Origin of the sequence: Kitasatospora sp. NPDC088264 (assembly GCF_040685715.1) — a bacterium.
Taxonomy (GTDB): Bacteria; Actinomycetota; Actinomycetes; order Streptomycetales; family Streptomycetaceae; genus Kitasatospora.
In genome coordinates this window covers 94226-103984 of the sequence record NZ_JBFBIR010000028.1, presented here as the reverse complement: position 1 = coordinate 103984, position 9759 = coordinate 94226, and the positions used below count along the sequence as shown (strand labels likewise).

The following is a 9759-nucleotide window of genomic DNA, read 5'->3' as shown; positions in this document are numbered from 1 at the left end:
CGCAGCAACTCGGCACGCTCGTCCTCAGACAGCGAGATCACCACGGCAGAAGGCCCAGGATGCGACACCATAAAAGGGTATCAACTTACCCTCATAATTTGTGGCGCATCACACTAGAGGACTTCGGTCTGCTGTGGGGCCACGCAGTGGGATTCCTCGCCGACCTGCACGACGTAGCCCTTCGGCGGCTCCAGGGACGTCGTCCACCAGATCCCGGTGACCTCCCCGACAGCGTCCGTCGTCGTGCCCGGCGTGTCCGACTCCGTGCGGATCCGGGCGCGGGTTCCTTCGGGCAGGTCGCTGCGGTAGCGCGGAGGCATGCCGGGGTGGAGTCCTCCTCGGGAGGCCAGGAACTCCGGCCGTAGCCGCCAGGGGCTGCCGTCCTCGGTCTCCACCGTGTAGAGAGGTCCGACGTGGTCATCGCGCTCGTCCTGCTCGACGACACACGCGACGATCACCCCGCGGGTGCCCACGATCTCCGGCCCGAGCCGGCCCAGTTCCGGAAGGGGCGGGTGCGGCGTCGCCAGTTCCACCAGCTCGCCGTAGGCCAGCGTGGCCTGCTCGGGCCAGGGAGTCTCGTCCACCGGCCACCGATGCCCGACCGTCATGAGGCCCTCCTGTCCATGGCCTCCGTGGACCCACCACACCATAACCGCGAGGCGGTCGGCCGACCCCGCCCGGCCGGCCCCGACCTGACCACGTACGACCTGGAACTGTCCGGCCGATCACTCTGCAGCAGCTGCATGAGGCCGGCCATCGCTGGCCGCCCGGCACCGGGCGGGCTCCGTTCGAGATCGAGATCGAGACCGAGGCTGAGACCGAGGTCGAGGCTGAGGCGGAGCCCGTGAACGAGGGCGTCGATTCCTGACCGCCACCGGCGGATGGCGCCGGGGCGGTGTCGCCCGTTCAGCCGATGTGGTGCTGGTTGAGCCAGGTGAGGGTGTGGTCGGCGAGTTCGGTCCAGCCGTGGTCGACGGTGAGGGAGTGGCCGCGGTCGTCGAAGCGGTGGTAGTCGGTGACGGCGGGGGACTTGCGGTACTGCTTGTGGGTGGAGCGGGTGAGGATGTCGGGCACGGTGTGGTCGAGTTTGCCGGAGAGGAGGAGGAGCGGTCCGCGGTTCTGGTTGTGGGTGTCGACCTTGGCGGGGGAGTGTGGGGCGAAGTTGCTCAGGGCGAGTTGGAAGAGGGGGCGGGCGGGGCTGGGGATGGTCCATTCGTCGAAGAGCTGGTCGGATTCCTGCTGGGAGACGGCGTTGGCGAACGCGTAGCGGAACTGGGCGGGGTTGAGTGAGACGGCGCGCTTGGTGTTGCCGGGGTTGCGCAGGAAGGCGAAGGCGGACTTGGCCTGGGCGGGGCCGACGGCTTTGACGCCCTTGATCTGGCCGGGGCAGATCGCGACGGCGGCCTGGGCGAGGTTCTGGCCGAGGAGGTGTTGGGCGATGAAGCCGCCGACGGAGTGGCCGACGAGGACGGGCGGGGTGTCGAGGTCGCGGATGATCCGGGCGTGGTGGGCGGAGATCTCGGCGAGGCCGATTCCGCCCTGGGGGTCGGGGTTCCTGCGGGCCTGGGCGATGGTGGCGGGGACGCCGGGCCATTCGGGGAGGATCGGTTCGTAGCCGGCGTCGCGGAACCGGTCGGCCCAGCCCTGCCAGCTCGTGGAGTGCAGCCAGAGGCCGTGGATGAACATGACCGGGGTGCGGTTGCTGGGCATGGCGGGGTCTCTCCTGGTGCGTGAGGGCTGGGGATCGGATCGGCGGCCGGTCGGGGCGCGGTCGTTCGATCCAAGAAGTAGAAAGAGCGTTCTCTCTACTCCTCCAAGGTAGAACGATCCTTCTGCTAGCGTCAAGCCATGACGACGAGAGATTCCGCGCCACCGCGCGCTCGCATCCTGGCCGCGGCGATGCGGCTCTTCTACGCGCAGGGCGTGCGCGGGGTGGGCATCGACCAGCTGATCCGCGAGTCGGCGGTCGCCAACGCGACCTTCTACCGGCACTTCCCGTCCAAGGACGACGTCGTGCTCGCCTATGTCCGCGAGCACGACCGCCTCTTCCGCGCGGCCGCCGCCACAGTGGCGGACCTTCCTCCGCGCGAGGCCGTGGCGGCCCTGTTCACCGGCATCGCCGACGAGTTCTGCGCACCCGGCTTCCGCGGTTGCCCGTTCATCAACGCCGCCGCCGACTACCCCGACCCGCACCATCCCGTCAGCCAGGCCATCCAGGAACACATGGACTGGTTCCGCGCCCTGCTGACCGGCCTGCTCGCCGACGCCGGCCACCCCGACCCCGACCGGGCGGCCGACACCCTGCTGATCCTGCGGCACGGCGCGATGAACCAGAGCCGCTTCACCGCCCCCGCGGCGGTGCGCGAGGCGCTGACGGCCGCCGTGGACGCCGTCCTCGGCTAGAAAGCAGGCAGAGTGCGCCACCGGTGGTGGCGCACTCTGCCCTCCCGGCCGCTACGCCCGGCGTGCGTGCCGTGTGCGTTGCGCGCGTCGCCGGGGCCGGCCCGGGTGGTGGAGGGTGGTCACTCTCCCGAGCGGTCCTGGCGCAGGCGGGCCGAGGCGAAGGCGGCGATGAGCCAGCCGAGGCCCAGCAGCGCGCCGCCGCCGAGGCCGACCGTGGCCACCGGGGCTCCGGCGCTCGCGAGCATCAGGGCGGGTTCCTGCACGGCGGGTTCCTGCACGGCGGTGTCGCGCGGGGGAACGGGCGCGGGGTGGGTGCCGGCGGGGTGTTCGGCGGCCGACGTGTCACCGGGGGCGGTGCCGTCGGGGTGGTTGTCCCACTGGCCGGGCCCGGGGTGGTGGTCGCCCCAGCCGCCGTGGCCGCCGGAGTTGTGGCCGTCGCAGCCGCCGTGGTCCTGGTCCTCGCAGGGGGTGCAGGCGACGATGGTGACGGTGTTGCTGGTCGCCGTCACCGGGGTGCCGTCGGGGGTGGTGCCGGTGACGGTAGAGGTGTCGGTGATCTTCCCGGCCTGCACGTCGGACTCGGCGGTGGAGTACGTCGCGGTGCAGGTCGTGGACGCGCCCGGGGCCAGGGTGGTCACCGGGCAGGAGACGGCCGGCGTGCCCGGGCCGGAGTCCGTCACGGCGAGCGAACTGATCGTCGTGTCACCGGTGTTGGTGACGGTGAAGGTGTAGTGCAGGGCCTGTCCGGCGGCGGAGAACGAGGTCTCCTGGACGGCCTTGACGATCTTCAGCCCGGCGTAGGGGACGGTCACCTTGTTGCTGGTGGAGGTGATGTTCTGGCCACTGGGGGTGGTGCCGGTGACCTGGGCGGTGTCGACGACCTTGCCCGCGGCGACGTCGGCGTCGGTGGTGACGTAGGTCGCGGTGCAGTTCTCCGAGGCGCCCGGCGCGAGCGGCCCGGTGGGGCAGGTGACGGTCGGCGTGCCGGGGCCGTTGTCGACCACGCCGATGTTGGTCAGCGGCTGGGCGCCGGTGTTGGTGACCGTGTAGGTGTAGTGGATGGTCTGCCCGGCGGCGGTGTACTGCGCCTCGGCGGCCTTCTTCACCACGCTGATGGCGACCAGGGGGGTGTTGACCTTGTTGCTGGTCGTGGTGACGGTCTGGCCGCCGGTGTCGGTGCCGGTGACCTGGCCCTGGTCGGGCACGTTCTGGGCGGCGACGTCGGCGGCGGTGGTGACGTACGTGGCCTGGCAGGTGGTGGACTGGCCGGGCGCGAGCTGGTTGGTTCCGCAGCCGGAGACGGTGACGCCGGGCGTCAGGTCGGTCACCGTCACGTTGGTCAGTGCGATCTGGCCGGTGTTGGTGACGGTGTACGTGTAGTTGAGGGTCTCGCCCGGGGCTGTGAAGTCCGGCTGGACGGCGGACTTGGTGATGGTCAGCGCCCGTAGCGGCACGACGACCTGGTTGCTCGTCCCGGTCACCGTCTGGGTGCCGACGGTGGCGGTGAGGTTCGCCGTGTCGGTGATCGTGCCCGTCGTCGCGTCGGCGGCGGTCGCGGTGTAGGTGGCGGTGCAGTTCTCCGTGGCGCCGGCCGCGAGCGGGCCGGGCGGGCAGGTGACCGTCGGGGTGCCGGGGCCGGTGTCGGTGACCGCGACGTTCGTCAGCGCCACCGGGGCGTTGTTGGTCACCGTGTAGGTGTAGTGGATGGTCTGCCCCGCGACGAACGAGGCCTCGGTCGCCGCCTTGGTGATCGTGGGGGCGGGGACGTTGACCAGCACGGTGGTGGTGCAGCCGCCGGTGGTGGCGCAGGTGCCGCCGGCGATGGTCGGTGCGAGGTTGTTGGTCAGGGCGAAGTTGCCGGTGTCGGGGTTGTTGACCTTGACCTGGTACGTCACCGTCACGGTGGAGCCGGCGGCGGGCGGCGCCGTCAGCGTGCCCGACCAGGTCAGGGTGTTCCCGGTGACGGCGGCCGTTCCGGAGCTGGCGGTGACGGAGCCCGGCACCAGCGTGCCGTCCGTCAGTACGGCGGAGAGGTCGTCACTGAAACCCGCGAAGGTGGCCGGGTTGGTGCCGGTGTTGGTGACGGTCTCGGTGTAGGTGAGGGTGTCGCCCTGGTCCACCGGGCCGGTCGGGGAGACCGACTTCGCGACGGTGTAGGAGGTGCCGGCCGGCAGGTTGCAGTTCCCGCTGTCCTGGGTGGCGGAGGCGCCGTAGAAGCGGTGCCCGGTGTTGGCGATGACGGTGGTGGGCAGCGTCGCGGTCGAGCTGGCGGTCGGCACCGAGTTCAGCTCCTCGATGGTGCCGTTCGCGCGGAAGATGTAGACGTTGCCGCCGGACTGCGCCAGACCGTAGATGGAGTTCGGGGTGGTGCCGATCTCGGTGATCGTGTTGTCCGGGTGGATGCGGAAGTAGCTGGTGGGGTTCTGGAAGAACGAATCGAACGCGACCCCGAGGATGTCGCCGTCGGACAGGGTGACGAAGTCGCCCGAGGAGACGAGCGTGGCGGGGTAGGCGACGGGGAACAGCGTGCTCACCCCGGTGGCCGGGTTGATCGTCCAGATCTGGTTCGAGAAGAACGACGCGACCAGCAGGGTGCCGTCCGGGCGGGCGCTCAACGCGTTGAAGTCGAATCCGTCGACCGCGGCCGGACCGGTGATCACCACCGAGCTGGTCTCCGCGCCGGTGGCTGGGTTGATCGTGTACAGCGTCGCCGGGGTTTCCTGCCAGGACACCCCGTACAGCGTCGTGCCGTCCGCACTCCACGCGATGTCCCCGTAGTCCCGCACCAGCGGCACGTCGGACAACTGCGTACCGGTCGGGCTGTACGAGTACAGCTGGTCACCGCCACCGCCGGTGTTCACCCACAGCGGCGTCGGCGGACAGGTCAGCGCCCGGGTCCCTGACTTCCCGTCCGCGCCGTTCGCGCGGTCTGCGCCGTCCGGGGACTTCCTGTCGGCGTCGTCCCCCGGCGAGGCGACGGCAGGGCTGACGGACGTCGCACCTCGTGCCGGGAAGGCGTGCGCCGGGAAGGCCTGCGCCGAACCGCCTCCCCAACCCGCCGTCATGCCGATGACCGCCAGCCCGATCGCCGCGGCGAGCCTGCCGCGCGACCGGCCGCGTCTGATCCCTGCCATACCGTCTCCGTTCCAGTCGGGCGTGATCACCACAGGGCCCCACGCCACAGAATTTTGATAACACGAAGTGTTTTTGTGAACACTTTGAGTAACTTGACATGGGTTGGCCCGGCCCGCCATCCGTACCCGAACTGGCTGCGTCCGCCGGATGTCGGCCACCTGGCCGCATCGCGGCCCCTCGCGCGGCGCCCCGGCTGCCGACGATCCTTCGGTCCGCGCCGAGGAATCCCCGACCTACCGTCGATTCCCGTGAACACCATGACGCCTGACAGCACACGCACTGACGCGCTCACTGACGCGCTCACTGACGCGCTCACTGACGCGCTCACTGACGCGCTCACTGACGCGCTCACCGATGGCTCGGTGAGCGCGGACCACGTGGCCATCGCGCCGAGCATCCTCTACTTCGGCACGCCCGTCGTCCTGCTCTCAACGGAGAACGGGGACGGCACCCCCAACCTCGCGCCGATGTCCTCGGCCTGGGCCCTTGGCCAGGTGATCGTCCTCGGCATGGGGGCCGAGGCGCAGACCGCGCACAACCTCCGCAGCCGACCCGAGCTGGTGATCAACCTGCCCGAGCCGACCCAGTGGCCGGCGGTCGAACGACTCGCGCCGCTCACCGGGCGCACCCCCGTACCCGCGAACAAGCAGGACACCTTCCGGTTCGAGCGGGACAAGTTCGCGGCCGCAGGCCTGCGGGCCGAGCCCTCCGAACTCGTCCGGCCGCCCCGGGTCGCCGAATGCCCCCTGCAACTGGAGGCCCGTGCCGCCCGGATCCAGCCCGACGCCTCCGGCGGGTTCCTCATCGTCGAAGCCCACGTGCTCAAGGTCCACGCCGATCCGGGCATCGTCGTCCCCGGCTCCCAGCACGTCGACCCGGCCCGGTGGAGCCCGCTGATCTACAACTTCCGCCACTACTACGGACTCGGCCCCGAGCTCGGCCACAGCTTCCGCACCCAGACGCCCCGTTGAAGCGGCTGAAGCCGTCCTGCTGTTTGCGCGAGAGAGTGTCAGTCCCGGCTGTCAGGGTGACGGGCATGGACCTCGACACCTTCTGGCAGATCATCGACGACACCCGCGCCGGCGCCGCCGACGAGAGCGAACACGCCGACGCGCTCACCGAACACCTCGCTGGTCTGGCGCCCGACCAGATCGCCGACTTCGACCGGCACTACGCGCAGCAGAAGGCCCGCTCCTGCACCTGGCTGCTCTGGGGCGCGGGCTACCTCATCAACGACGGATGCAGCGACGACGGCTTCGACTACTTCCGCGACTGGCTGATAGGCGCCGGCCGCACCCTCTTCGAACAGGCCCTCGCCGACCCGGACAGCCTCGCCGGACTCCTAGCCCCCGACCAGGAGGATCTGGAGGCCGAAGACCTCGCCTACGCGGCCACCCATGCATACCGCCAACTCACCGGCAACGACCTCCCCGACAACGGCATCGCCTCCGGCCCCCCGACCGGCGAACCCTGGGAGGACGAAGACCTCCCCACCCTCCTCCCCCACCTGTCAGCCCGCTTCGCCGACTAGTCCCCCGCCCGCCTCCCCACGCCCGGCGCCGTTTCCGCCTCAGAGAATTATGTAGACCGACCGTCATATTCCTAGCCCCGGCCCATCTGGGGCGCTGCGCAGGAGGTCGGCCCGGCCGACTTCCTGCGCGCAGGGGGGCTCGCGCCTGCCGTGAGCCGAATATGTAGACCGACCGTCACCGAAGGTGGTCGGCGGACGGCACGGGGGAGAGAATTCTGCGGGCCGTCCTGGCCGACGCCGATGCCGAGAGCCGAATCGACTGGGGCATGGTCAGCGTCGATTCCACGACTTGCCGCGCTCATCGGCACGCGGCTGGCGCCTTCACCCCCCCCGAGGGTTCCGGGTCAGCGGAAGGAGGCCGGCACGTCACCGTTCTGATGAGGACCTAGGGTGCTCGCGAGGCGGTCTCACCTGCAAGATTCACCTTGCTGGGGAGGGTGGGTGTCGCCCGCTCGGATTTGTGATCACGCCCGGCCAGGGGCGCCGCAGATGATTCCCGTGCACCCGGATAGTGGCGGCGAAGTTCGCCGAGTACGCGCTCGTCGACAGCCCTGACGTCCCACAGCGAGCTGTCTACTTCGGTCAGGGCGATCATCACCCCGTCCCCGGCGAACCCAAGTGCTTCGGCGTCGATCAGTTGGAGGAAGGGGGTCGTCAGCGACAACAGCGTCAACGTGTCCATGCCGCCGTCGGCAGACCGTCTCTCCATCTCGGCGCAACGAGGATCGACGATTTCGTCGAACTCGACGCGCCACTTCAGGTCCAGGCCGAAGCTGCCCAGGCGGACCAGTAGCTCAGCCAGCGTCACGTAGTGCTCTCCGTACCAGGCAGGAAACGTGATCCCCTTCATCCCCGCCTCTGCTTCGGCTGTATTGCGTGACAAGCGACCCCCTTCGTTCAACTGCAAACACTAGATCGCGGCCCTGACCAGCTCACACGACCCATCGGACAGGCCCTCGCCCCCGCCCGCTGGACGTCACACGCCGCCCCGCCCGCCTCCCCATGCCCGGCGCCGTTTCCGCCTCAGAGAATTATGTAGACCGACCGTCATATTCCTAGCCCCGGCCCACCTGGGGCGCTGCGCAGGAGGTCGGCCCGGCCGACTTCCTGCGCGCAGGGGGGCTCGCGCCTGCCGTGAGCCGAATATGTAGACCGACCGTCATATCCTGCGCTGCCCACGGTGGATTCCGCACAGGAAGTCGATCAGGCCGACTTCCTGTGCGCACCGGAGGTAGAGGCCGCGCTCGCCGGGCGCGTAGCTATGTAGACCGGTCTTCATATTCTCCGGCCCCCAGTCCGGGCTTGGGGTGCTGCGCAGGAAGTCGGCCAGATCGACTTCCTGTGCGCGAGCGGGGGGTGCTCATGCTTGCCGCGAGCCCAACTAGATAGACCGGTCGTCATATTTGGTTCGCTGCTGGGTGGGTGTCGCGCAGGAAGTCGGCCTGGCCGACTTCCTGCGCGAGGTGGGGTGGGTGGGCAGCGTGCGAGGGTGGGGATCAGTAGACCGGTCTGCATAATTTCCCGCGGGCGGTGCGCGGGCGGGGCCTGGTCAGTGGGTGTGGTGGTAGGTGGCGACGGTGGTGAAGGCGGCCTTGGGGTCCCAGGGGAGGTCGGGGTAGGTGGTGCCGGGGCGGTCCTCGTAGACCTTGACGATGCCGTAGCTGGCGAGGTCGAGGTCGTCGCGGGGGTCGGCGTCGGGGCGGTGCACGTGGTCGTAGAGGGCGAAGGTGAAGACGAAGGTGGCGTCGATGCCGCCGGCGTCGAAGGCCTCCAGCAGTTCGCGCAGGTAGGCGGCCTGGCCGGCCTCGTCGCGCTCGTGCGCGGCCTTCAGGCGGACGGGGCCCTCGGCGTCGTACTCGACGATGTCCAGGCCGAGCGCGCCCCGGTCGCCCGCGCCGCGGTAGCCGGCGGAGCCGAACTCGGTGATGGCGACGGGCTTTCCCTGCGAGGCCAGGCCGTGGACGCCGTCGGCGAACCGGTCGGCGGTCTCGGCGGAGCGGTAGAGGTCGAGGGAGATGAGGTCGAAGGGCGTCCAGTCGACGCGCTCCAGTGGTACGGCGGCGTAGGTGACGCGTCCGCCGAAGTGTTCGCGGACGGTGGTCACGGCCTGGTCGAGGAACGCGTTGACCCGGCCGCTGACCGGTCCGAGGTGTTCGCGGACTAGCTCGGGTCGGCTGAGCAGGGCGATGCGTTCGTCCGTGGTGTCGCCGGGCAGGAACCCCGGGTTCATCAGGCTGAGTTCGGCCCCGGTGACGAACACCACCTCGGCCCCGCGCCGCCGCAGCCGTTCCGCGCGCTCGGCGCAGTCGGCGAACAGGGCCAGGAGTTCGTCGGCGGCGAGTTCCAGCGGGTACGGGGAGTACCAGACCTCCAGTCCGAGGTCGGCGGCGAGTCCGGCGGCGAGTTCGATCCGGTCGGGGTCGCCGCCCATGATGCGGACCGCGTTGCAGTGCAGGTCGTCGCGGATGATGCGCAGTTCGCGTTCGACCTCCTTCGGGTCGAACCGGCTGCGGGAGTACGACCCGTTCCTGACGAATCCGGTGTCGTAGCTGATGCCTTTGGCGCGCACGGTGTCCTGCCTTCCTGGGGGTGGGACGGGGAGCAGGCAAATACGGTACGGCCAGTACCCTAGTTGGTGTGGGACGGAGAGGACAAGAAGGATGGGAGGGTAGGGGGCGGTATCGACGGCG

General features: G+C 69.9%; 7 protein-coding genes and 1 pseudogene. 4 read left to right on the top strand and 4 right to left on the bottom strand.

The window, feature by feature from the left end; translation table 11 throughout:
- Positions 1–113: 113 nt before the first annotated feature.
- Positions 114–608 (bottom strand): hypothetical protein, encoded by a 495-nt coding sequence (locus AB0O82_RS22235; RefSeq protein ID WP_363585708.1) that lies wholly within the window; start codon positions 606–608, stop codon positions 114–116.
- A 298-nt stretch (positions 609–906) separates the two neighbouring features.
- Positions 907–1710, bottom strand: a complete 804-nt coding sequence (locus AB0O82_RS22230; protein WP_363585707.1) for an alpha/beta hydrolase — start codon at positions 1708–1710, stop codon at positions 907–909.
- A gap of 138 nt (positions 1711–1848) precedes the next feature.
- Here AB0O82_RS22230 and AB0O82_RS22225 point away from each other — a divergent pair, with 138 nt between their 5' ends.
- On the top strand, positions 1849–2403 hold the full coding sequence (locus AB0O82_RS22225; protein WP_363585706.1) for a TetR/AcrR family transcriptional regulator: 555 nt from the start codon (positions 1849–1851) through the stop codon (positions 2401–2403).
- Between the two features lie 119 nt (positions 2404–2522).
- Here AB0O82_RS22225 and AB0O82_RS22220 read toward each other — a convergent pair whose 3' ends face one another.
- Positions 2523–5537, bottom strand: a complete 3015-nt coding sequence (locus AB0O82_RS22220) for a CARDB domain-containing protein (RefSeq protein WP_363585705.1) — start codon at positions 5535–5537, stop codon at positions 2523–2525.
- 249 nt (positions 5538–5786) lie between these two features.
- Between AB0O82_RS22220 and AB0O82_RS22215 the strand changes: the two genes are divergently transcribed.
- The 3 genes and pseudogenes from AB0O82_RS22215 to AB0O82_RS22205 form a co-directional block, all read left to right on the top strand.
- Positions 5787–6509 (top strand): flavin reductase family protein, encoded by a 723-nt coding sequence (locus tag AB0O82_RS22215; RefSeq protein WP_363585704.1) that lies wholly within the window; start codon positions 5787–5789, stop codon positions 6507–6509.
- 65 nt (positions 6510–6574) lie between these two features.
- Complete coding sequence (locus tag AB0O82_RS22210; protein ID WP_363585703.1) at positions 6575–7069, top strand: DUF4240 domain-containing protein; 495 nt, start codon at positions 6575–6577, stop codon at positions 7067–7069.
- A gap of 170 nt (positions 7070–7239) precedes the next feature.
- Positions 7240–7570, top strand: a pseudogene (locus AB0O82_RS22205) (IS5/IS1182 family transposase); the annotation flags it as partial.
- Positions 7571–8618: 1048 nt separating this feature from the next.
- Here the strand turns inward: AB0O82_RS22205 and AB0O82_RS22200 are convergent.
- Complete coding sequence (locus tag AB0O82_RS22200) at positions 8619–9638, bottom strand: hypothetical protein (protein WP_363585702.1); 1020 nt, start codon at positions 9636–9638, stop codon at positions 8619–8621.
- Between the last annotated feature and the right edge of the window lie 121 nt (positions 9639–9759).

Coding starts and splice junctions, on each gene's coding strand:
- AB0O82_RS22235 (WP_363585708.1), bottom strand. CDS start 608: ATGACGGTCGGGCATCGGTGGCCGGTGGACGAGACTCCCTGGCCCGAG.
- AB0O82_RS22230 (WP_363585707.1), bottom strand. CDS start 1,710: ATGCCCAGCAACCGCACCCCGGTCATGTTCATCCACGGCCTCTGGCTG.
- AB0O82_RS22225 (WP_363585706.1), top strand. CDS start 1,849: ATGACGACGAGAGATTCCGCGCCACCGCGCGCTCGCATCCTGGCCGCG.
- AB0O82_RS22220 (WP_363585705.1), bottom strand. CDS start 5,537: ATGGCAGGGATCAGACGCGGCCGGTCGCGCGGCAGGCTCGCCGCGGCG.
- AB0O82_RS22210 (WP_363585703.1), top strand. CDS start 6,575: ATGGACCTCGACACCTTCTGGCAGATCATCGACGACACCCGCGCCGGC.